Genomic DNA, 24,689 nt, shown 5'->3' with positions numbered 1-24,689 from the left:
ATGAGTAAAATTATAAGATGACTTCTTTTAACATTATACTTCCTTAATCCTATATATCCGCCAGCTTGAAAAACCCATGAAACATGGATTCTAATTCAACTTAATGAGCATTCCTTCATTAATTAATATATCAGCTTCAACTTTTTTACTTAAGTCAATCGTACTAAATGGTATAGTATCTTTTCCAATAGTCCTTTTTGATAGAATTATTTGGAAAGTATGGTTATCATCTTTTAATACAACCCTAAATTTCTGATAATCAATTTTACCTGAAATTGATTCACTATTAACGCGAACTCGTCTATAAGTTGTTTTATCAAAGGAAATAGTTCCATTTTGTGAAGAAAATTCCTTTTCAAAAATCATTTTATAACGTCCCTGAAGTACAGCCTCTTGCGGTGCAGATAGACTAACTAAAATAGACAATATTAGAATGCTTAAAAATTTCATATTTTTTGTATAAGTCTTATTACCAAAATTATAATTATTCCTACTAAAAAAATAAAAGCCTTCAAAGAAAAAGAATTACTATAATCAGATTCTGTATCTTCCCAAATCATCTTTTTTTTAACCATAAATATTAAACAAGAAATAAAAAAGATTAAAAAGGTCAGTATCACATATACATTATTCATCATTTTGGTTTATATGGCCCGATTAAATTATCTCTACCACGATCTAATGTTTTATCGATGCCCATTATCTGCATATTAATAATTGATGTTTGAGTATCACTTAGACCAGTCTTTTTTAAGGCTTCTGGTGCAACAAATGTTGTGATACTTTTTGTTACAAATTTTTCCACTGTTAATGTATTGGAATTAAAAAAATCGTCAGCCAGATCTAGAAGTGTTCCAACTCCACCAGTGATACTACTCACAGTTCCTAATACCGCTCCAACTGGTGCTCCAACCCCCGTTGCTGCAAAGCCGGAAGCTCCTACTCCAGTAAAATCTCCTATACCAGAAAAAACTGCGGCAGCCTGTTGCGTATAACTCAGGTTTCCATCTATTGTAAACCCGTTTTCTGCTCTAAAGCTGCCACTTTTAACACTTTGTAAATCTCCTCCGTTAACACTAAACAAACCTCCTTTTTCAAATGCAAATTCTTCTTGAGTAGTCGTTGAATTTCCGATTCCGCTTTCAAAAACTTTTTCGACATTGGTATATCCTTTTGTCTTTGCTTCGTCAACACTTTTTATACCGGAATCGTACGTTATAAATTTACGACCATCTTCATTAGCCCATTTTATCCAGTCATTAGGCTTCATCCCATCCGGATCAATAAACCTCATCGGATTATTAAACACATAATTATATGGTGAATGCCTTCTCATCAATTCCGCTTTAGGATCCACCACATTCCACCTCCCTATCTCCGGATCATAAAATCTGGCCCCATAATCAAGCTGTCCCAGCTCATCCTGCAACTCCTTGCCGTTATAAAGATATTTGTTTACCCCGCCATCCGCAAATCTTTTTCCAAAGGGATAATAATCATCCGACTGGATGCCTTCCAGGGCTCCGGTAACGGGATGTTTATGGAAAGTATAACGCACATTGCCCAAATGGTCGGTTAAATTGTACTCGTAACTGTAGTCTGTGCCTATCCTTCTGGCTACTCCTTCTTCGGTATGGATAATGTCTATATCTGCTCCATTGTATTCGATTCCGTCAATGTAGTCTCTGGAAGTGCCATTGCTCACTTTCCTTAGTTTGGTGCCTGCCGCATCGTAGATATACGCCATACTTAAACCACCTTTATTTACCGTCGCCGGCAGGTTCAGTTTGTTGTAAACAATGTTTACCCCATTACGGCCATCGGTAGTCGCATTGCCGTTTTCATCGTAGCCATACACGCCTGTGGCCAGCCCACCGCTCACCTGGTTTAAGCGGTTACCGGTATAGCTGTAGGTTCCTAAAGCCCCATTGCGGTTTAAGCTGGTGATGTTACCCATTACATCATAACTCAAGGCTTCGCTTTTGCCTGCTGCTGCCGGGCCGGAACCTATACCCGACAACAATCTGTTGAGTGCATCGTAGCTGTAGTTAAAGGCGTTGCCAAGGCCAGGCCCCCACTGCTGGGCGGAAATGTTCCCATTGTACTGAGGGTCAGCGCCTTCGTTGTACTGCAGGCTTAAGTTAAACTGATCGGAGGTACTGCTTTTTAACCAGCCCCTTGGGGTATAGGCATAGGTACTGTATTGAAGGAAATTGGTGCCATCGGTGCTGTGCAGCGACTTTTTCATCAATTGCCCCACTTCATTGTAATCCAGTTTGTTTAGCACCAGCTCTGCTGCTCCGTTGATCGATTCAAAACTTGCTTTTTTGCGGCCCATATGGTCATATTCATGACGGGTGGCAATGGTGGTTAAGGCGCCTCCTAATCTATAATGGTTGCGGGTACTTGCGGTAAGCTCTCCGGCAAAGTTGTAGGTGTTCTCTACCTCATCATAGTTGCTGGCATTTAGGCTGCCCCCTTTGTAATGCTGTTTGTACACTTTCAGTACCCGGGCTTCTTTATCGTAATAGTTCACCGTCCAGAGTTCATCGCTGCTGCCCAGTACTTTGACCCTGGAGGCGGTCAATAGCCCTGTCAGCTGACTGGTATAACCCGAACTTTGGTTGTTCGGAATGCCGGGAATACCATAGTTGTCATAATAGTTGACCGTCAATTGTTCTGTAGCACTTTGAGGAAAAGCCACATTGCTGTAATCCAAGCCTTCAGGGCGGTTTTCCCATAGCGTAGTTTGTCCGTTTAGGCTGGTCTGTAAAACTGTCCTGCTGGAAGCATCTGTGTACAGACCTGCACTGGTCACCCTGCCCAAAGCATCGTATTTGCTGTATATCCATTGGTTTGTGTTTCTTTGTCTGGCATCCTGGCTCAGCACCAACTGGTCCCGGTTGTTGTACACCATAAACTCCCAGCCCTTGCCTGGGATTTTCTTTTCAACTAACCGTTTACGCTCGTCGTAATGATAGCCATAGATAAACTGGTCAAAAACCGCATCGTTTTCTGTAAAACTACCAATCACCCCGGTGCTTTTGTCTGTTCCTTCGTTCACTGCAGGGGGCAATACGTATCGCAGGTTCCCCAACTCATCGTACACATAATAGGTCGATAAACTTTTGCTTTCCGTTTCCCATAAGCGTTTCAGCACCACCTGTCCTTCCAGATCTTTAAACTCTTCTACCGTTCCACTTTTACCCGAAACCCAGTTCTCATCTTTACTGATTGTTTTTTGCAGGGTACCCACCTGGTAAACCCCTGCACTGGCACTGCCGGCATTTACCGTCCAGAGTTTAACCCCATCGGCCGCCGTATTGGCCCCGTAATCACTCACCATTGTCCTGCCACTGCCAGCGCTGCGGCTCCCCGCAGGTTGCCAGACCGCACCCGGGGCACCTTGTTCCAGTACCCGGTTTAGGGGCGAGGCTTCAAATTTAGTTTCTGCAAAGGCTGCGCCCGGGATGGCGGGGATGCCCGCTACCGGGTTGTTGTAAAAACCAGCCTGTGCTGCAAGGGCATCCGTGCGGTAAGTACCGGTGTTTCCTGCTGCGGTATAAGGCAGGTATTTTTTGTTTTCCCGCCCAAAGGCATCATAGGCAAAAGGCTGCACCACATCTTTAAAACTCGGGCTGCCCTGTACAGTTACCGTTTGCAGCGGACGGCCCAGGCCATCGATGTACTGAATGGTCTGGTTCACCTCGCAACTGCTGCGCGCTGCATTCAGGTTCGCTTCTGTTACACCGGCTACTTTAAATACCTTGGTGCTCACGTAATTTTGTTCAGCGCTGGGTGTGCTTAAAAAAGCAGCACATTCCCGAAAACTGTATCCTGTAAATACCCGCAGGTTTTTACCCTGGGGTACATAAAATCCATCGGCCAGGGTCACACTGCCCGAAGCCTGAATTTCGGCTTCATCGCTATATAAGTTTCTGGTAATATGCTGGGCACTGGCTTCAAAACAGAAACCGGCCAGTACGAAGCCTACAAACAGGCTTTTGATTGTCTTTTTATGGTTCATCGATGCGCTGTTTAAGGTTTGTAATGGTATTCGTTTGCTTTAACAATGTTCCCGTCCTGGTCTTTCACCAATTTTAAGCGGTTAAACTCATCATAAAGGTAAAAGGAGGTCATTCCCTTGGCATCGCTCATACTGGTCAAGCCGATCAGCTGATCGTAAGTATAGGTGGTCATCTGGGCATCTGCCGGATAAATCCGCACCTGATCATAAGCTGTTCCTCCGCTCAGGGCCAAACTGCCCGACACATAAGGTTCTTTTTTGTATTGCCATTTGGTCCCATCATAATACCAGTAGCTGATCTGGTAATTCCGGTTGTTGGGTCTTGTCCAGTTGACTGTATAAGCGCCCCCACTGGAACGTTTTCCTGTAAAAGAAGGCCCGCTATTGGTTGTGTTTTCAAAATCTTCAAAAAAGAATTCATTCTGCGTGGCATTTTTACATTCTGCAACCAGGTACTTTTGGTTATAGCCCCACTGATAGGCCGAGGAAATACCCGACTTTTCCTCCAGGGACAAAGGGTTACCGGCCCCATCGTATTCATTAAACTGTACCAACTGCCGGTAACGGCTGTCGGGGCTATAATTTGAAGGACTTCCTCCGGTATTGAGCTGATCTGTATTTTTATTGGAAAATTTAAACTGGCTCAGGTTTAGTGCTGAAGGAACATCTAAACTGTACACCTTATCGGCCAGCGCTTTCCCTGAAGCTTTGTATTCGGTGAGCTTTCCATCCAGAATCGAAACGCCTGCACTGCTGGTCTGATAACTGACCTGTTCTATTGGATAGCCCACCTGGTGATTCGCTTTCATCTGGTCTATAAATGGCGTTCCAGAGGCATAATCGTCGGGGTAAAGGCTGGTACTGGTTTTTACCAGTCCGTCACTTTTCTGACTCGCGGTACGCGTGGTCTGAATGTGCTGCGGGTTATCGTAATAGTAATTGGTAACGCTGGTTAAAGGGTTGTTCCCTTGCTGGTCGTAGATGGTTGTTTTTTCTTTATCCAAATGAAACCAGGAAGCATACAGGTTGTAATAAGAGATCCTAAAGGTCGCTGGATTGAGCACAAGGGGGCTGGGGCTAAATTCTGAAAAAGTATAGCCCACCTTAATTCCACGAACAACAGATTCATTGGCCCCCTCTCCGATGGCCATTTTATATTCCTTTTCATTCACCTGCAGGGGAAAATATTTTTCTGTAGCTGAATTGTATTTATAAGTGGTGGTTTTTAAAGGCAAGCCGTTGAGCCAGTCGTTATTGATCAATGGTGGAAATGGAAAAGCAGCCGTAGGTCCCTGACCAAAGCGGTTACCATTGGTTTCAAACTCATTTGAGGTATAACCGTTTTGTTTGTTGTTATCATAAACATTCACATTTTTATAGATCACATTACCGCCCTGCACTGTACCCAAAGGCGTCAGGCTGTTGGCCTGCTGCGCAACATATGTACATTGCGCAACATGATCATCTATGTTCATTTGGCGTTTAAAATATTCAAAAGTGTAAAAGGGATCAAACATGAGCACCCCACTAGATTTTGCGCCATCCAAAACGTCTGTATATTCAAAATATTTGGTTTTAGATGGGCCTTCAACCGGATAATCTGTGATAGAATTTACCCTCAACCCACCTGCAAGCATGTTTTGGGCAATGTCTTCATAAACTGTTCTTTCCCAGAAGATACTAATTACACCAATAGGCACTTCGTCAGTGGTCCTGTTGGAAATCGTAATCGTATATTCCTGACCAGCAACAAATTTCACACTGCTCAAATGAAAAGAGACCACACCATTACTATTCCCTGTGAAGCCTTCCCTAAAACCATTTGGTCCGGTTATGGTAATCCTGGTTACCCCGTTCTGGCCTACTCCACCCGTAGACCCATCACCATCAACGGTTTGCCACTGTCCACTAAAATTAGTGCCGTCAAACGGAATTGTAAACTTCACAGAAACAATCGAATTCAGTTCTGCACCAAGACCAGCACCTTCCTGTAATACTTTGCTTATCCGTTTAACGGTATAGGAGTCGTTCGCTTCGTAATTAAAGACAGTCGATCCGCCAGTTGGATAGGTTACTTTATTCAGTACACCTGCTTTCATAAAAACAGCATCCGGTTCCCGGTTTGCTCCGGTGGGAAAACCCTTCATTACATCAATGGGTAATAAATTCACATTTCCTTTTATCCCATTGTAATAACCCCAATGGTCCTGGTTGCTGGAAAATCTGGATGGAAGAGCAGTGGTGTTATATTCAAATACGTAGGCTGGTTTCCCTCTTTCTTTAACATTTAACAATTTCAGGCGGAAATCTTCAGGATTTGGACTATTGGGAGCTGCTGAATAAAAATAATCATGCGTCAGATCAAACTGAGTGATCAGCACATTGTCTTTGTTCAGTACTTCTATTTTCTGCAGCCTTTCATTACCCGGAACATCCAGCCGGCCTGCTGCATCATACGTAAAACTCACCTTCTCCTTGGTCGTTTCGTTCACAATACTGGAAATCCGGATCCCGGAAACTTTAGAGGTACTGGTGGTTAAACAGGTTTCCATTTCCGAGCAGGCGCCTATTCCGGGAGAGCTCAGGTCTGTTCTGCGGTAACGAACTATCGATGATGGGTTTTTAATGTTGTAAATTTTATTGGTATAGTTAAAAGTAATCTGTTCCTGATTTGCCGTAGTGATTTTAGACAGGTAATAACTGTTACTCGAACTGTTATTAATGCTGCCTACAGTACCGCTGCAACCAACAGATTTGGTGGTCGTATTTTCTATATCTGCAAAAAGAAATTTATTACCTCTTTCATCTGTAATGGTAAAAGACAAAATAAACTGCCCATCCAGAACATACTCCACCTTCAGGTTCTGATGGGGCATAAAATGGATGCCCTTGTTCTGGTCAAAAAAGAACTTACCGCTTTTCCCTGCAAAGCTGAAGGCAAAGAAATCGGGTTCGGTATCAATTGTACCTTCAGCCGCAAGTTTTAAATACTGATAGGTATTGTCTGTGGGAAAATTCTGAAAACCATCCCAGTTTTCCATCAGTTGACCAGACTGTGGGGTCTTTAAATTTGCAGCAGAGGACAACCAGCCATCGGGACCAAAATCATTCAATCCATGGGGAATCAAATTGATCATCCCTCCATAATTTAAGGACCAGTCCAGCCCCACATTACTGGCCAGTTCGTCTACTTTGACCCCCGAAGAATGGTAATCTATGGAAATAGGAAGATCCAGCCCTTTCAGACTAAATTTATAGACCGGTACTGAGATGTTTGGGATCCCGGTGTGTAAACCCACCGGAATGTCGCCAAATTTCCCGAAGGCACTCGCCTCGGGAGAGTGGGGCAACAAAGGTTTTTGATAAGCGGTAGAGGTACCGGGAGCTCCTGCCTGGGCATGGATTTTTTGGGCACCAAACAGCGAAAAAAGGGCCATAGCCCCACAGAAAGCTGATCGTGAAAGTTTAACCATAATAGAATAATTTTTAGCTTCTTGATTATGGCTGCTAATCTATCGCCCTTCAGTGCGACCACACTGCACTGGGAATTTTTCTGAAAAAAAGTTTTCCACATTGTAAAGTAAAACCCGGATAAGACTGGATGTTAAGCAATTTCAGGATTAGACAAAAACACCCTTTCTTTTGAGCTTCTTTTGAAAAAGGACTCAAATCCAAAAGGAACTCAAAACAAAGTGGTCTTTTTTGGGCTTATTTTACGACGTAATGCAAACATTTTGATTTTCACAATGGTATTGGCACAGTCAGAGCAGCGGGTGTTGTGGCTGCTGGTGCAAATGTGGGAATCCATTTACAGTATTCAGGAGATGCTTATAGAATCCAATGCGTTTTGCGCGGACCAGGTGCTGGAAAATGAACTTGCGGAAAACCTTTACAAGAAGGTATTCCGCAAGTTTGTAAAGGGTACAAATTTTGGTGTGGCCTGCGGGATTAAAGCGACTGTACAGGAATTGATTATAAAATGCAGCCACGTTTTGTTTGTCACGGCATGCATTCTGATGACCGGCCGGGTGGTTTTAAAACAAAGACCGGCATACTCTGATTTTCGGGGGGATTATGCAAATACAATTGTTAAAATTCGACCTGCGCGATCAGAATGTGTTTTTGCTGCATAATTTGATCCGGGAATTGGAGTATTATTATAAGCGGGTGTAGGTGATTTTATTAGTTGAATGAGGGATCGGGCGAAAAATTCAACAGCTTGATATGTAAGTACAAAGAAGATTTCAACAAGGGCTGCAGGTAGCTATAAAAGAATAGACCTGTTAACCCAATTAAAAAGTTACCTAATGGATAATTTTTGACGTAATACCCCCTAAGATTGTCGTTTTTGCACATCACTTGATGCTATATTAGTTCCTATGTTTGTATATAGATCAACTTAGTTCTGCGAATCTTAGAATAAAAAAGAATAAACATAAATCTAATTATCAACTTATCTTCCAATGAAAAACAATATCAATCCAGCATTACAAGAGTTAAAGCAATTTATTGGCACATGGGAAATGGAAATATCAAATGCATCTTTCTTACCGGATGCCAATGCAACCATTAAGGCAAGTGCCTCCTTTGAATGGTTTGAAGAAGGTGAATTTTTAATTTTGAGGCAAGGCACAAAAAATCAGGAAACGCCATGGGCGATATGGTTTATGGGTCATGATAAAGATGCCAAGAATTACACCGTACTTTATATTGATGATCAACAATCTTCCCGGGTATATGAAATGAGTTTTGAAAACAGCATATGGAAGATGTGGCGCAATGTGCCACAATTTATGCAACGCTTTACAGCCGAGATCAACAAAGATAAAAACATCATCTCAGGATATTGGGAGAGGTCGGTAGATGGTAAAAACTGGGAGCACGACTTTCACCTCACTTATAAAAAAGTCCATTAGAATCGGTCTACAGCGTAAATCTTATGCTGTACGGCAAGGGTACGCATGTTCAGTCTTTTATTAGTACTTATTCGGTATTTATTATAGCTTATGATTATACCATTGATATTACAGATGTAAACTAATACCAGGAATGGACACAGGTTACAGGTTCTTTTTTGAATATCCAGAAACCACCACCCTATTCTCCCAATGATCGCGAGTAATTCATGAGTTCAGTCGTTACGCAACAGCTTAAGTACCGCAGATTTGTAGCTTTCGCCAATCGGGATTTCTGATTTTCCGATCTCGATATCATGGGCATTGAACGCCGTGATATTCTTCAGATTAACAATAAATGAGCGGTGGATTCGCAAAAAGCCTTTTCCTGTTAGTTCTATTTCCATATCGGATATCTTATACTTAGCGACAACCTCATTGTTAATCGTGTACAGTTTGATATAATCCTTAATGCTCTCTATATAAAGCACTTCGTTTAAATCGACTTTAATCTGTTTATGTCCCGATTTAATAAAAATAAAGCCTGAGCCTGTATTTACCGGCATGGGGAGCACATCCTGGTCAACATTACGCAGATACCGGTCAACCGCTTTGATGAACCGATCAAAAGTAATAGGTTTTAACAAATAATCGACCAAGTCCAGATCATAGCCATCCAAAGCAAATTCCCGGTATGCGGTAGTCATAATTGTTTTTGGAGTATTACGGAGCGTTTTTAAAAAGTCGATGCCACTAATACCTGGCAATTGAATATCCAGAAACAGGAGGTCAATATCCTTCCTTCTTAGAATATCGAACGCTTTGGCCGCATTTCCGCAGGTAGCAACAACCTCCATAAAATCAAGCTGCGCAATGTGATTTTCGAGGAGATTGATCGCTAAAGGCTCATCATCCACCAATAAACAGCGTATCTTCTTCATATGTTTTCTTCATCGTTAAATCGATTTGCAGGATTACTTTAAACAGCTCATCGGTTTGCTCAATTATCAATTGATGAGCTGCTCCATAGATCAGTTGCAGTTGCTGTTTGAGGTTGTTCAATCCAATTTTTTCATTGATTCCCTCCTGGTTTCCCCTGTTATAGCTTACAGAGTTAACTACTTTAAAAATAAATAAGCTTTCGGATACTTCCATGTCTATTGCAATAAATGGGGTGCCAGCATCTTTACCTACTCCATGTTTAAATGCATTTTCTACAATAGAAAGCATAAGCAAAGGTGCAATACTGATTTCCTGATCAATACGTTTATTAAAATGCACTTGCAAACGCTTATCATACCGCAACTTTTCAAGCCCAATATAATTGTCTAACAAGGCAATCTCGGTAGATAAAGGAACAACCTGCTGATCACAACGGTATAAAATATGGTCGAGTATTTCAGAAAGCCTGGCAATCGATGGTGCAGTGGCCGGTGATGACATCAAAGAAAGAGAATAAATGTTATTTAAAGTATTGAATAGAAAATGCGGATTTAGTTGTGTTTTTAACAACCTGAGCTCCGCAACCACCTTTTGTTTTTCAAGCGTAAGTGTGTGTTTCTGAATATTCAGTTGGTCTTTGAGCAGTTTGATGAACATAAAAACAAAAGCAAGTGAAAAGATGCTAAAGAAATAAACATAAAGAAGCTTGGGAAGATCCGTAAATATCTCCCGGTTGGTTTCAAATGCTTTGGGACTTGTTCCAGCCAGAGGCTCAGCAACGCGGATGATTAGAAAACGGCACAAAACACAGATCAAGTAGCTGACCAGGATAAAACCGGTTAGAGTTACCATATATTTCTTCTTGAAAAGAAATCTCGGTACCACCCAGTAAGTCAGAAAATAAGTGGCAAGGATCTGCGGGCCAAGGAAAAGGCCATTACCTATCAGTGCAAAACGATAGGTAAATGTATTGCCATCCCGATATTTGCTATTGCTGATAGCGATCAGCATCATCGTCAGCCAGAATAGTACGTGACTTAACAGTCGGTACTTTTTTTCTGCATCAAGGATTTTTTCAACAAAGCTCATCATCAACAAGTATAGATAATTTAAGGTATAAATTAATCACTGGTCGACAAACAGGCAGTTTCATCCCCCTGAACTGCTCAAAACATCTCCCCAACCAGATCAATCAGGAATTTTCGCCTGTCCGTCAGCATCTAATACCTATCGATCAACTGCAGGTACATTGTATATCAAATCGCGCTACTATTGGTGAAAATCAAACAAATGAAATTCAATTCTATCTGGATAGGAACGCTCTGCGGTTGGCTATTGTTTTTAACCGATCCGGCAAAAGCACAAACAACCGTTAACCGGTCATTTACAGGGAACATTGTTGATCACAAAAACAGTCCCCAACCTTATGCTACCGTTATACTGAAAAACGAACAGGATACCAGCATCACGCAATCAACAAAAAGCAATGATCTGGGCTACTTTACTTTTAAAAATGTGAAGCCAGGGAATTACCAAATTAAGATTACCATGATCGGGTTTGAACCTTTTATAAGATCAGGTGTATTGATCGACTCTAACTCCAAACCCGCTACATTGGGGGTCATTCGTTTACAAGTATCAACCCGGGTACTTCATGATGTCATCATTAAAGGAACCGTCCCAAAGATTGAAAGACAGATCGATAAAACGATAGTTAATGTTGATCAGGACATCACAAATGCCGGTTCAACCGTGTTAGAAGCGATGAAGAAACTTCCCGGGGTACAGATTTCAGAAGATGGTCAGCTCAGCCTTAATGGCAAGTCTGGTATCAATGTGATGATCGATGGGAAACCAACTTATTTATCTGCGTCCGATCTGGCTGCCCTACTAAACGGTATGCCTTCGGCCAACGTTCAAAAAATAGAGATCATGACCAGCCCATCTGCCAAATATGATGCTTCTGGGAATGGGGGGATCATTAACATCGTGAAAAAGAAAAACCGAAAGGAAGGCTTTAATGGTAGTTTTAATGGAAACTACAGGCAAGGTTATTATGGCAATTATGGTGGCGGGGTAAGCTTAAGTTATAAAACAGATTTTTATAATCTTTACCTGGATAACAGCTATACCTATAAAAAAGACTTTTTTAACCGGACAGTAAATGTGGATGTACTAGATGGAAACCATATTCTCCAATCAGAACGGACTTCCAGCAATGACAACATCACTAGCAACAAAACTTACTCACCTGCCCTGGGGATCGACCTCTATCTCTCCCGCAACACAACACTTTCTTTAACAGGTAACATGAATATACAATCAAGTAGCGACCAAACCTTGTCTGATATGAATATCTTTGATGGCAACCGTTCACTGTCCGGAACTGAATACTTTAGCGCATTGAATAAAAATAAGCCCTTCAATTATACCACCGGGATTGCATTGGCCCATGAACTGGATTCTTCTGGCAGGGTGCTAACCTTTAGCCTGGATTATTCTGGTTACCGAAACCATGCCGGACAAGACAATCAAACCTTATTAAAGGATGCCTCCGGAAATTTTCTGGACCGTTCTTTAGTTTTCCTGGATCAAAGCAGACGGCTAAAGATCTATGCCTTCAAAGTGGATTATACACATCCCCTAAAAAGTCAAGGACGTCTGGAGGTTGGCTTTAAATCAAGCTATATAAGGGCTAATAACAACAACCTTTACTATCAAGATTTGAATGGCCTCAATATCCTGGATTCCATGCAAACCAATTATTCGGTCAATTCGGAAAACATTAATGCAGCCTATATTAACGTCAGCAAAGTCTATAAAAAGCTAAGCATTCAGGCAGGATTGCGCGCTGAACAAACCATTACTAAAGGGCTACAGTTGCTAACTGGTGAATCTGTGAAACAAGATTTCCTATCGTTATTTCCGGCTGTTTTTTTTGATTATAAGTTCAACGAGCAGCATGGCTTAACCATCAGGCTGGGCAGGAGAATAGAACGCGCCAGTTACCATGAGTTAATTCCATTCCGTAGACCGCTTACCCCGGTTTTGTATTTTCAAGGAAACCCTGATTTAAAACCGCAACTTACCTGGCATGGTGAGGTGGCCTGGTCATGGTATGGGGAGTTATTTCTGACTGTCGGATATACCATTGACCGAAACTATGTCCGGACTTTGCCTTATCTGGACAGTAATCAGGTTACTGTTACCCGCATGCCTACTAATATACAGAGATCCAGTTCGTGGAATATCGACCTTAGTTATTCCAGGAAATTCGCTAACTTGTGGACAACCAACACCACTTTTTCCCTATATCAAAACCAATTCAGCGGACAAGTGGCCAATTTCAAGCTAAATAATCCTGGAATCCCAACCATTTATATCAGCTCCAACAACAGCTTTTCAATTACCCCCAAACTGAGCGCCGAAGCTGACCTCGAATACAATTCTAAAAGGCAATTGGTCACCTCCTCCTTTGGTGCTTATTCTACGGTCGATATTGGGATCAGGAGGCTATTATTTGGCAGTAAGGGCGCCCTCACAATTAAAGCCACCAACCTTCTTCAAAGTGAAAGCCATAACGTGATCGACCTCTACAAGAACTTGTACCAATATTCGTATTTCAATTTTTACACCAGGGCCATCAGAGTCAATTTTTCTTACCGGTTTGGTAACGGAAAAGCAGCCAAATCAAAGAAAGAATCAAGTTCGGCAGATGAACAGAAAAGGGCTAATTGATTTAGCCCCATTCTGGCTAATAACGCTTTGCTTAATGCTATGTGTTTTCGCCTCAAATAAGGCTCGATAAGATCCGATAAGCTGATTATTCTCGCCACATTACGCATATGTTCACTATTTGAATTTCCATACGTTCTTCCAGGGGAAAAAAAGCAACAAAACAGGGCAAAGTATCGACAAACAAAAAAGCCGAAAACCTTAGTAAAAATAAGGCTTTCAGCTTGTTATATTGTTATGCTATGCGTTAGTTTGCGAGTCTACTTTCCGATACAAAACTTACTAAAAATATTCTCCAGCAAATCATCTGTAGTCACTTGCCCGGTAATCTCCCCTAAATAATAAAGCGCCTGTTTAATGTCCATGGATAAAAAATCGGAAGTAACCGGGTTAACCAGTCCGTTGGCCACACTGTCCAAAGCAGCCCTGGTCCTTTCCAAAGCCTCCACATGGCGGATATTGGTCACCATGGTATGGTTGTCTGAAAGCTGGTCCCCTACTGCGGTATCGTACAGCAATTCTTTAAGTTCTTCTACCTGCTGGTTTGCCTTTGCAGAAATGGCAATAAAACGGATTTCTGAGGGCAATTGCAGTTCTTTAAGCTTATTATTATAAGAAAGGTCTATTTTATTGGCCACGGCAATAAAAGCCATTCCCGGGCGGTATAATTTGGCAATATCTTCACGGATTTCTTTCACCGTCAGGTTCACCACATCGAACATATACACCAGCACAGCGCTCTGGTTAATTTTTTGCATGGTTTTTTCGACCCCAATGGCTTCAATGGTATCAGTAGCCTCACGAATGCCCGCAGTATCGATTAACCTGAAATTGATTCCGTTGATGTTTAACAATTCTTCAATGGTATCGCGTGTGGTACCTGCAATTTCGCTTACAATAGCCCTTTCTTCATTTAAAAGCGCATTGAGCAAGGTCGATTTGCCCGCATTTGGCCGGCCTGCAATAACCGTATTGATGCCTTGTTTGATCACATTGCCCAGTTCAAAAGAGCGGATCAGCTTATTGAGCACCAGATTGATTTTATTGATCAGCTCCTGTAACTGGTCACGGTTGGCAAACTCTACATCTTCTTCTGCAAAATCCAATTCCAGTTCAATCATAGAAGCAAAATGGATCAGCTGTTCCCGAAGCTGGTTCAGCTCGGTACTGAAACCGCCCCGCAGCTGGTTCATGGCCACATTGTGCGCCGCAGCAGAGTCCGACGAAATCAGATCGGCCACCGCTTCGGCCTGCGACAGGTCCAATCCGCCATTTAAAAAAGCCCTTAAGGTGAATTCACCTGGTTTTGCTGCCGAAGCTCCTTTTTTGATCAATAGGTTAATGATTTGCTGAATGATGTAATTGGAACCATGGCAGGAAATTTCGACCACATTTTCCTTGGTATAGGATTTCGGGGCAATGAACAAACTCACCAGGACTTCGTCAATGACCTTTTCCCCATCCTTTATTAAACCAAAATGAATGGTATGGGATTCCTGCTTCAGCAAATCCTTTCCGCTAAATACCGAATTGGTAATGGAAATGGCCTCTTTTCCTGAAAGACGGATCACCCCGATGGCACCGGTGCCGGTAGGTGTAGACAAAGCAACTATGGTTTCATTTGTAATCATCACTAAGCATCATTAGATGTAAAACACAAAACTAGGCAAACATTTCGACGCTCCTAGTGTTAGTTTTGTAAAAAACCAGACATTCTATGCCCGAAATGCCCCTTACTGTTAAAAGATCTATTGAATTATTGGGAATTGTTCTCCTGGGCACCATACTGGTGGTTGGAAGCAGCATCATTATGCCCGTACTGATGGCATTTTTTATCAGCATCCTGCTGGTACCGGTGTACCGTTTCCTGAGAAAATGGAAAGTTCCTGAAGTATTGGCTATTGTGGTTCCTATTCTGCTGCTGGTTATTTTTGTTGGCCTCATTGGTTGGTTCTTTTCTTCTCAGATCAGTACACTGGTGAATGATTTTCCGCAGATCAAAAAAAATGTCAGCCAGCATTTACATGCCCTAAGCAACTGGATCAGCAGCATCAGTGACTATTCGACCAAGGAACAAACCGATTTTTTAAATAAAAAGAGCGACGATTTATTGTCTTATGCGGGTACAGCGGCCAGTGGTGCTGCCGTGACTTTAAGCTCTCTGTTTATTTTTGTGGGCCTGCTGCCCATTTATATTTACCTGATGCTGTTTTATAAAGACATTCTGCTTCGGTTTATTTTTATGTGGTTCAAAACAGACCACCATCCAAGGGTAAAGGATGCCATTTATGAAACCGAGTCCATTATTAAAAATTATCTGGTGGGCCTGCTCATTCAAATTACGTACATGACCATTTTACTGGGAGGGGGCTTAATGATTTTTGGCATTAAACACGCCCTGCTTATCGGGGTTATTTTTGCCATTTTGAACCTTATTCCTTATGTAGGAGCCTTAATTGGCAACATCATCGGGGTCATGCTCACCTTAACCACCTCTACAGAGCTGTGGCCGGTATTAACGGTACTGATTGTCATTGCCGTGGTTCAGTTTCTGGACAACAACATTCTAATGCCCAGAATTGTAGGTTCTAAAATTAAAATCAATGCACTGGTGGCCATTCTGGGGGTAGTGGTTGGGGGCAGCATCGCCGGGGTTTCGGGCATGTTCCTGTCTATGCCGCTTATTGCAGTCCTGAAAGTGATCTTTGACCGTACCGACCAGTTTAAACAATGGGGCGTTTTACTGGGTGATGAACGTCCGGCCAAAAGCCCCATGACCTTTGCCGCTTTCCGTAAAAAGTCGCCCGTTCCGGTTAAAGCAGGTCTTGAAAAAACAAAAGCGAAACAGAAGGAATAATCCTTCTGTTTCGCTTTTACCTTCAAATTCATCCGTTTATTTACATTCTTTCTGGAACCGTAATCCCTAAAATGCGCATCCCCGATTTCAGGATGCCTGCGGTAACAGAACTCAGGTTCAGACGCTGCTGTTTCAGTCCGGCGTCTTCTTCTTTTATAATTGGCGGCACTTCGTGATAAAATTTATTGAACATTTTGGCCACCTCGTAAAGGTAATTGGCCAGTGTTGCCGGGGTATAGCCTTTTGCAGCCGAAGCCAGCTCCGAAGGGTATTTTGACAACAGGATAATCATTTCCAGCTCTGTTGCCGAAAGGGCCGTGTTTTCCTTCACCGGGGCACTTGCATAAGCAGCCTTATTCAGTAAAGAACGGATACGGGCATGGGTATACTGGATAAAAGGGCCCGTGTTTCCCTGAAAATCAATGGATTCTGCCGGGTCAAAAAGCAGGCGTTTTTTGGGTTCTACCTTCAATAAAAAGTATTTCAGTGCCCCCATTCCAATGTTATAGAACAAGGCTTCTTTTTCCTCTTCCGAGAAACCGTCTACCTTACCCAGGGCTTCTGTTTTTTGCTTGGCCGTTTCGACCATCTCTGCAACCAGGTCATCGGCATCTACCACTGTACCTTCCCTCGATTTCATTTTACCGCTTGGCAGGTCTACCATTCCGTAGGACAAATGGTACAATCCTTTGGCCCAGGTTTTACCCAGTTTTTGAAGGATCAGGAACAAGACTTTAAAGTGGTAATCCTGCTCGTTTCCTACGACATAAATGGACTGGTCCATTTTAAAATCGTCGTATTTCAGTTGTGCGGTACCGATGTCCTGCGTAATGTATACCGAAGTTCCGTCGGCACGTAAAACCAGTTTCTGGTCCAGGCCGTCTGCAGTCAGGTCAATCCAAACCGATCCATCGGGCTTTTTGAAAAATACGCCTTTGCTCAGTCCTTCTTCAATATTGTCTTTACCCAATAAATAGGTATCGCTTTCGTAATAGTATTTATCAAAGTCAACGCCCAGGTTTTTATAAGAAACGGCAAAACCATCGTACACCCAGCCATTCATCTTTTTCCAAAGTTCGACCACGGTGTTGTCCCCGCTTTCCCAGGCCAATAACATTTGCTGTGCCTCTTTAATTAAAGGAGCATTTTTCTTGGCTTCTTCTTCTGTCTGACCGGCCTGTTTCAGCGCATCAATTTCTTTTTTGTATTCTTTATCAAAAATGACGTAGTACTTGCCAACCAGGTGGTCTCCTTTTAAGCCAGAGCTTTCGGGTGTTTCGCCATTGCCCCATTTTTGCCAGGCCAGCATCGATTTACAGATGTGTATCCCTCTGTCGTTGACCAGGTTGACCTTAAATACCTCATAACCATTTGCTTTAAGCAATTCTGCAATGGAATAACCCAGTAAATTGTTACGGACATGCCCTAAATGCAGGGGTTTATTGGTATTTGGAGAAGAATACTCCACCATCACTTTTTGACCGTTTGGTTTAAAAGTTCCGAAAGAAGCGTCCAGTAAAGTGCTGTTCAGTAAATTTAGCCAATAACTGTCGGCAATGCTTAGGTTTAAAAAGCCTTTGACCACGTTAAAGCCGGTCACCTGGGCCACATGCTCCTGCAGGTAGGTACCCAAATCGGCCGCAGTGGCTTCCGGAGATTTTTTAGAAAAACGGACCACCGGAAAAACCACTATGGTGATCTGTCCTTCAAACTCCGCGCGGGTGTCTTGAAGGCTCACCTGGTTTTCAGGAAGGTCCTGATCATATAATTGTTTAACAGCCTGTATCAAGGCTGCGCTTATATTTTGTTCGATATTCATATTCTATTCGTTTCTGAAAGCATTGGTTGCTTTAATCAGGATTTCAAAAGCATGTTCTGCCATTTGATTTTCTTTATCCAGCGTTGGATTCACTTCTACAATTTCAAAACAGCAGACCTTCTGGTTGGTGATCAGCCGGGTCATCAGGGCACCTGCTTCCCGTTCTGTCAATCCCTGGACAACTGGTGTGCCTGTTCCTCTGGAAGCGGTTGGGTCCAGGGAATCGACATCAAAAGAAACATAGATCAGGTCGCAGTGGTCCAGGTACATCATCGTTTCAATCACCGTTCTTTCCACGCCCCTTTTCCGGAATTCGGCTGTGGTAATGTTTTTGACTTTATGTTTTTTGATCAGGTGCTCCTCGGGCTTTTCCATATCCCTGGCCGAAATGAGCACCAGGTCCCGGTAAGCGATTTTCGGGGCAATATTGCCTACATTTTTCAGCTGGTACCAGTAATTAATGGTCTCCTGATCCAGTTTATTGACTTTAGAGTCAGTATTGTCTTCGTCCAGTACCATGGCCAGGGGCATACCGTGCATATTGCCCGAGGGCGTAGTATAAGGAGAATGCATGTCCGAATGGGCATCAATCCAAATGACCCCAAGCCGTGACTTAGGGTAAGCGGCTTTGATTCCTGAAATGGTTCCGGCTGCTGTACTGTGGTCTCCGGCCAGTACAATTGGAAATTCGTTATTGCCCAGCGTATTTTTAACTTCATCACTCACCCGCTCTACCATGGTCAGTATACCGGAAATCCTTTTGGCAAAAGGGCTCCCTGTGCTTTCCAGCAGCAAATGGTTTTCATTTGGGACTTCTACCGATTTGTGTTTTTTAAAAAACCTGCTTCCAAAATCCAGGGCCGCAATTTTTATCGCATCTACACCAAGACTGGCACCGCGTGTACCCGCACCAATCTCAGATTTTACTTCAATTATCTTTAAAGATTTAGTCATAAAAAAAATTACGAGTGTATTTTATAAAAGGTTTATCTTTGAGCCAAAATTAACTTATTTTAAGTTGCTATACCTTTAATAATTGTTCAAAAATATAAAAAATGCAGAGTTACTCCGAATTTCTTGATCTAAGTGTTGGTTTTCCTCAGGAAGGTTATGACATAATAGATGATGAATTGTACTTCCAGGACCTAAACTTAATGGAAATGATCGAGACTTATGGTACGCCATTACGTTTCACGTATCTTCCAATGATCAGCAAAAAAATTCAGCAGGCCAAGATCTTGTTCCAGACGGCCATTCTGAAGAACAATTACAGGGGTGATTACAAGTATTGCTATTGCACCAAAAGCTCCCACTTCCGTCATATTGTGGAAGAGGCTTTGAAAAATGGCATTCACCTGGAAACCTCTTCTGCATTTGACATGCCTATGGTAGACGCCCTGGAAAAAAAAGGCGCCTTAACCAAAGACATTACGCTGATCTGTAACGGTTTTAAAACCTACCAGTACAAACAGTATATTATTGATATGCTACATGATGGTTATAAAAACATCATTCCTGTACTGGACAATAAAGAAGAATTTAATCTTTACGATGATGAGATCGAAATGGATACCCCTTGTAATTTAGGTATCCGTATTGCGGCTGAAGAGCAGCCGGACTCTCAGTTCTATACCTCCCGTTTGGGCGTAAGACTGGAAGATGTCATCGATTTTTACAACAGTAAAATTGCGGCCAATCCGAATTTTCGTGTAAAGCTGCTCCACTTTTTCATCAACTCGGGTATTTCGGATACGCCTTATTACTGGAACGAGCTGGAAAAATATGTAACCCTTTACTGCAAATTCAAAAAGATCAATCCTGAACTGGATACCCTGGATATTGGTGGTGGTATGCCTTTTAAAGATTCCCTGGTTTTCGATTTCGACTATGAATACATGGTGAACGAAATTGTAAAAAGGATCAAGGAAATTTGCGCTGAGCACGATGTAATCGAACCAGACATTATTACTGAATTTGGTAAATACACGGTAGCGGAAGCTTCTGGTATTTTATACAAGGTATTGGGCCGCAAACAGCAAAACGACCGGGAAAGATGGCTGATGCTGGACGGTTCTTTCATTACCAACCTTCCGGATGTATGGGCTTTAAACCAGAAATATGTGCTGTTACCGATCAACAACTGGGATGCAGAATATGAAAAAGTGAACCTTGGCGGGATCACTTGCGATGGCCAGGATTACTACAACCAGGAAGCACACATGAACAGTGTATTTATGCCTAAAACGCGTAAAGTACAATACCTTGGTTTTTTCCATACCGGAGCTTACCAGGAAGTATTGAGCGGTTATGGTGGTATTCACCACTGCCTGCTCCCTAGCCCTAAACATGTGATTATCCGCAGAAACCGTGACGAAACTTTTAACTTTGAGGTTTTCGGCGAGGAACAAAACAGCAAACAGGTTTTAAAAATTCTGGGTTATACCTAGGATTAAACCCACTAAAATAATTGAAGGTGCCAGGAAGGCACCTTTTTTTTGTGCCGAGCAATTTGGCAATATGTCTTACCGGAGTATAATTTTTCAATCCCGTTTTAGGGGTTCAGAAAGTGATATTGTCTGGACCGCTCTGCGGGAGCCTGAGCGGGCGCATCTTAAACCTGGTTTATTCTATTTATCAACCCTGAAATCGGAAGGGGTTTTATGAACAATCCGTTTAAATATCTTATTGAAGTAGGTCACATTATTAAAACCGCATTCGAAACAAACCTCCGAAATGGTTTTGTCTTGCTGCAAAAGCATACAGGCTTTCTGGATCCGGTAACGGTTTACAAATTCGGTATAGGTAATGTGCGTCATTTTTTTAAAGTAATTACAAAAGGAAGGCACAGAGATGTTTGCGATATCTGCTACTTTCTGAATGTCTATATCTTCCTGATAGTAATTCTCTACATAAGTAAAAATTTTCTGGAGCCTGGAGCGGTGTTTACGGATCAGCTCACCCAGAATAGGTTGTTCATTGAGCATCACATATTCTTCGCTTCCACCGAGTTTATGGAGCACCTTCAGCATACCCAGGTGTTTTTCAAAAGCCGAAACGTTTTTTAGTCCAATGAGCATTTTTGTAACTTCCTTTTTGGTTTTCCCTTCAAACTTAATCCCATGCCTGGAACGCTCCATCAACAAGGCGACCTCCTTCATTTCCGGAAAATCAGAAATCCATTGTTTCATGACCTCGGGCCTGATTTGGACAACGATTTCCTCGTGAGGATCTGTAGCGTTCAATCCAAAGCCAGAATGCGGCATATTGGAGCCGATGAGCACCAGGTCGCCGTTCTGGTACATACTCAGGTGATTGCCCACATGACGGGTCCCGTCACCGTAAAGCACACAGACCAGCTCGTATTCCGGATGGTAATGATACTGCCACACAAACTCACAGGTGTTTTTGTTCTGATACAGAAACCGGAAAGAAGAATGTTCATCTGGCTTTACAATTTCAAACTCTACTTTCATCCTTATTAATACTTAATAATTAAATATATGAATAATTATATTAATATAGTTCAATCAAAAATGAATACAGGATAATTTTTATCGCTTTGAAAGTCTGAATTTTATTAAACCAAATATAAGCCGCTCTAATAGCATAAGCTTTGACCAGCAGCAACATCATGTATAACAAATGGGAAACTTAAAAATTAAAATCTCTGTCTTTATCAATTACCTTCTGTTTGGGATTATGCTCAATAGCGTGGGAACCGTGATCATGCAGGTGCAACGCTATTATCATGTCAATGAATCTTCCGCATCTGTGCTGGAAGCTTTTAAAGACATCACCATTGCAGTCGTTTCCTTTTTGGTGGCTTCCTTTATCACCAGAATCGGCTATAAAAAATCCATGCAAATTGGACTTGCCGCAGTAGCCCTGGCCTGTTTTATTGTCCCTTCGGTGAAAACATTTATCGCTGTAAAACTTTTGTTTGCGGTCACAGGGGCCAGTTTTGCCCTGATCAAAATATCGGTATTTGGCAGCATTGGCCTGATCACCAAAAACGAAAAGGAACACATCAGCCTGATGAACTTTATTGAAAGCTGCTTCATGGTGGGTATTTTACTGGGCTATTTCATTTTCAGTTATTTTATTGATGATGCCGATGCCAGTTCGGGAAGATGGTTTCACATTTACTATTTTATCGGGGCTTTATACCTATTGGCTCTGCTTCTGTTAACCCTTGCCCCGCTCAATGAATCGGCAGCCAAACCTACCGAAGAAAATACAGGGGCCTCCTTTATGGAAATGTTCCGCTTACTGGTCCTGCCGCTGGTGGTTTCTTTTGTTGTCTGCGCTTTTTTATATGTGCTGATTGAGCAAAGCATTATGAGCTGGCTGCCCACCTTTAACAATAAGGTATTGCATTTACCTTCTTCCTTTAGTGTACTGATGGCGGGTATTATGGCAGCCTCCACGGCTATAGGGCGGTTTCTTGCCGGCATGGTCCTTAAAAAAGTTTCCTGGTATGTTACCCTGACGGTTTGCCTGGTGGCCGCAGCAGCATTGGTGCTGATTGCCCTGCCCCTGGCCAAAGCCGAAGAAGGGCATGTCATTAAAGTTTGGGCAGATGTTCCATTTTCGGCCTATATATTCCCCTTAATCGGGTTTTTCCTGGCACCGATTTATCCGGCCATTAACTCTGTTATCCTTGCTGCCCTCCCTAAAAAACAACATGGTACCATGTCGGGGCTTATTGTGGTCTTTTCTGCTTTGGGCGGCTCACTGGGCTCTATTATTACCGGCTATATATTTCAGCATTACGGCGGACAAAGTGCGTTTTACTTTTCCCTGGTTCCTCTGTTTCTGCTCAGCATCGCCTTGTTGTTGTTTAAAAAATCGAAAAAAATCAATCAGACCTCATCTATATACCATGCACCATAGCCCTTCCCTTTTTGTCGAAAACCTGGAAGAACTGTTCGCCGACGTACAGCTCAGCGGGCTGTATCCCGACCAGAAAACCTTTGCAGATTGCATCCCGAAATTTCCTGTACCGGACATTCTGAAACAATACAGGATCGAAAATAAAAAGACCGGTTTTAACCTGGCTGATTTTGTGAACCGGCATTTTGAGGTTCCCGTGCAGGAACAAAACCAGTTTAAAACAGATCTTTCCAAAAACATAGAAGAACACATCAGCTCCTTATGGTCTGTTTTGACCAGAACTGCAACCGATAACCACAGTTCGCTGCTTGCCCTTCCCTATCCTTTTGTGGTTCCGGGAGGAAGGTTCAGGGAATTTTTTTACTGGGACAGTTATTTCACCATGCTGGGCCTGCAGGTTTCCGGACGCAGCGATCTTATAAAAAGTATGATCGCTAATTTTGCCCATCTGATTGATCAGTTTGGCTTTATTCCTAACGGCAACAGAACCTATTTTCTAAGCCGTTCCCAGCCTCCTTTCTTTTCGCTAATGGTGGAACTGCTGGCTATAGAAACAGGCGGGGCAGCTTACAGCAAATACTTACCACAGTTACACCAGGAATACCTTTTCTGGATGAATGGCAAGGAATTGCTTCATGGGCAACAAAGGGATTACCAGCACCTGGTCCTTATGCCCGACGGTGAATTGTTAAACCGTTATTTCGACAAGCTCAACAGCCCAAGACCGGAGAGTTTTTTGGAAGATACCCAAACCATGGCCCATTCAGGCCCTTCCATTTGTCTGAACATCCGTGCCGCCTGCGAGTCTGGTTGGGACTTTTCCAGCCGCTGGTTCAAGGACCAGAAAAACCTGAACACGGCCCATACTACTGATATCGTTCCTATAGACCTAAACTGCCTGCTCTGGCACCTGGAAAAAACCATCGGAAAAGCAGAAGGGCTAAACGGAAATTTTAAAACCGCCGCATTATTTGAGGAGCAAGCCGAAAGCCGGGAACAGGCCATTCAAAAATATTTATGGTCTGCAGCAGAGGGAATGTATTACGATTATCAGCATTCGGCAGAAAAACAGACCAATTTTCCTTCCATTGCCATGGCTTACCCCTTGTACTTCGGTATGGCCAGCGCAGCGCAGGCCAAAGCCCTTGCATCGGTCATAGAAAAGGATTTTTTAAAAGCCGGGGGCTTACTGACGACTTTAAACCATTCCGGGCAGCAATGGGACGCACCAAATGGCTGGGCACCTTTACAATGGATTGCTTTTAAGGGTCTTAAAAATTACGGCTTCCTGGAGCTTGCTGAAAAAACCAGAACCAATTGGACCACCATGGTGGAACAGCATTTTAAGGAAACTGGCAAAATTTCCGAGAAATACAATGTCCAAGACACGGCTATGCTTGCAACAGGGGGTGAATATCCGAACCAGGATGGCTTTGGCTGGACCAATGGCGTGTATTTAAAAATGAAAAGTGAAACCTTATAAGTCTTTTAATGAATTCATGAAAACATAAACATCATCAA

The 24,689-nt window shown here is 42.6% G+C and carries 16 protein-coding genes; 7 read left to right on the top strand and 9 right to left on the bottom strand.

Going from position 1 to position 24,689, the window contains the following annotated elements:
- Positions 1–90 precede the first annotated feature (90 nt).
- From B0O44_RS16575 to B0O44_RS16560, 3 genes are all read right to left on the bottom strand, one after another.
- On the bottom strand, positions 91–450 hold the full coding sequence (locus B0O44_RS16575) for a hypothetical protein (protein ID WP_110832906.1): 360 nt from the start codon (positions 448–450) through the stop codon (positions 91–93).
- A 184-nt stretch (positions 451–634) separates the two neighbouring features.
- Positions 635–4,027, bottom strand: coding sequence for a DUF6443 domain-containing protein (locus tag B0O44_RS16565; protein WP_110832902.1), 3,393 nt, complete (start codon positions 4,025–4,027; stop codon positions 635–637).
- Between the two features lie 11 nt (positions 4,028–4,038).
- Positions 4,039–7,500: an RHS repeat domain-containing protein gene (locus tag B0O44_RS16560; RefSeq protein WP_146229858.1), complete on the bottom strand. Its 3,462-nt coding sequence runs from the start codon at positions 7,498–7,500 to the stop codon at positions 4,039–4,041.
- A 180-nt stretch (positions 7,501–7,680) separates the two neighbouring features.
- On the opposite strand from B0O44_RS16560, the gene B0O44_RS16555 reads away from it, so the two are divergent.
- Positions 7,681–8,160: a hypothetical protein gene (locus tag B0O44_RS16555; protein WP_110832899.1), complete on the top strand. Its 480-nt coding sequence runs from the start codon at positions 7,681–7,683 to the stop codon at positions 8,158–8,160.
- 330 nt (positions 8,161–8,490) lie between these two features.
- A complete protein-coding gene (locus B0O44_RS16550) occupies positions 8,491–8,943 on the top strand; it encodes a DUF1579 family protein (RefSeq protein ID WP_110832897.1) in 453 nt (150 codons plus the stop codon).
- 215 nt (positions 8,944–9,158) lie between these two features.
- Here the strand turns inward: B0O44_RS16550 and B0O44_RS16545 are convergent, their stop codons facing one another.
- Positions 9,159–9,863 (bottom strand): LytR/AlgR family response regulator transcription factor, encoded by a 705-nt coding sequence (locus B0O44_RS16545; protein WP_110832895.1) that lies wholly within the window; start codon positions 9,861–9,863, stop codon positions 9,159–9,161.
- Positions 9,832–10,878 carry a sensor histidine kinase gene (locus B0O44_RS16540; RefSeq protein WP_170123356.1) on the bottom strand — a complete coding sequence of 349 codons (1,047 nt, stop codon included), beginning with the start codon at positions 10,876–10,878 and terminating at the stop codon, positions 9,832–9,834. Before B0O44_RS16540 ends, B0O44_RS16545 begins: the two co-directional genes overlap by 32 nt.
- Before the next feature lie 276 nt (positions 10,879–11,154).
- Here B0O44_RS16540 and B0O44_RS16535 point away from each other — a divergent pair, with 276 nt between their 5' ends.
- A complete protein-coding gene (locus B0O44_RS16535) occupies positions 11,155–13,602 on the top strand; it encodes a TonB-dependent receptor (protein ID WP_146229856.1) in 2,448 nt (815 codons plus the stop codon).
- Between the two features lie 257 nt (positions 13,603–13,859).
- Here the strand turns inward: B0O44_RS16535 and mnmE are convergent, their stop codons facing one another.
- Positions 13,860–15,230 (bottom strand): tRNA uridine-5-carboxymethylaminomethyl(34) synthesis GTPase MnmE, encoded by a 1,371-nt coding sequence (gene mnmE / locus B0O44_RS16530; protein WP_110832889.1) that lies wholly within the window; start codon positions 15,228–15,230, stop codon positions 13,860–13,862.
- A gap of 86 nt (positions 15,231–15,316) precedes the next feature.
- On the opposite strand from mnmE, the gene B0O44_RS16525 reads away from it, so the two are divergent.
- Positions 15,317–16,456 (top strand): AI-2E family transporter, encoded by a 1,140-nt coding sequence (locus B0O44_RS16525; protein ID WP_110832887.1) that lies wholly within the window; start codon positions 15,317–15,319, stop codon positions 16,454–16,456.
- Between the two features lie 40 nt (positions 16,457–16,496).
- Here the strand turns inward: B0O44_RS16525 and argS are convergent, their stop codons facing one another.
- Together argS and B0O44_RS16515 are read right to left on the bottom strand one after the other, a co-directional pair.
- Positions 16,497–18,275, bottom strand: a complete 1,779-nt coding sequence (gene argS / locus B0O44_RS16520) for an arginine--tRNA ligase (RefSeq protein ID WP_110832885.1) — start codon at positions 18,273–18,275, stop codon at positions 16,497–16,499.
- Between the two features lie 3 nt (positions 18,276–18,278).
- Complete coding sequence (locus tag B0O44_RS16515; RefSeq protein ID WP_110832883.1) at positions 18,279–19,229, bottom strand: arginase; 951 nt, start codon at positions 19,227–19,229, stop codon at positions 18,279–18,281.
- Positions 19,230–19,330: 101 nt separating this feature from the next.
- Here B0O44_RS16515 and B0O44_RS16510 point away from each other — a divergent pair, with 101 nt between their 5' ends.
- Positions 19,331–20,722 (top strand): arginine decarboxylase, encoded by a 1,392-nt coding sequence (locus B0O44_RS16510; protein WP_110832882.1) that lies wholly within the window; start codon positions 19,331–19,333, stop codon positions 20,720–20,722.
- Between the two features lie 180 nt (positions 20,723–20,902).
- Here the strand turns inward: B0O44_RS16510 and B0O44_RS16505 are convergent, their stop codons facing one another.
- Positions 20,903–21,748: an AraC family transcriptional regulator gene (locus B0O44_RS16505; RefSeq protein ID WP_110832881.1), complete on the bottom strand. Its 846-nt coding sequence runs from the start codon at positions 21,746–21,748 to the stop codon at positions 20,903–20,905.
- Positions 21,749–21,917: 169 nt separating this feature from the next.
- On the opposite strand from B0O44_RS16505, the gene B0O44_RS16500 reads away from it, so the two are divergent.
- Positions 21,918–23,168, top strand: a complete 1,251-nt coding sequence (locus tag B0O44_RS16500; protein WP_110832879.1) for an MFS transporter — start codon at positions 21,918–21,920, stop codon at positions 23,166–23,168.
- Complete coding sequence (gene treF, locus B0O44_RS16495) at positions 23,158–24,651, top strand: alpha,alpha-trehalase TreF (RefSeq protein ID WP_110832876.1); 1,494 nt, start codon at positions 23,158–23,160, stop codon at positions 24,649–24,651. Before B0O44_RS16500 ends, treF begins: the two co-directional genes overlap by 11 nt.
- The last annotated feature ends 38 nt before the right edge of the window (positions 24,652–24,689 follow it).

The organism is Pedobacter nutrimenti (assembly GCF_003208655.1).
GTDB lineage: Bacteria > Bacteroidota > Bacteroidia > Sphingobacteriales > Sphingobacteriaceae > Pedobacter > Pedobacter nutrimenti.
The sequence above is the reverse complement of the archived record's forward strand: the minus strand, read 5'-3'. Positions and strand labels throughout refer to the sequence as shown.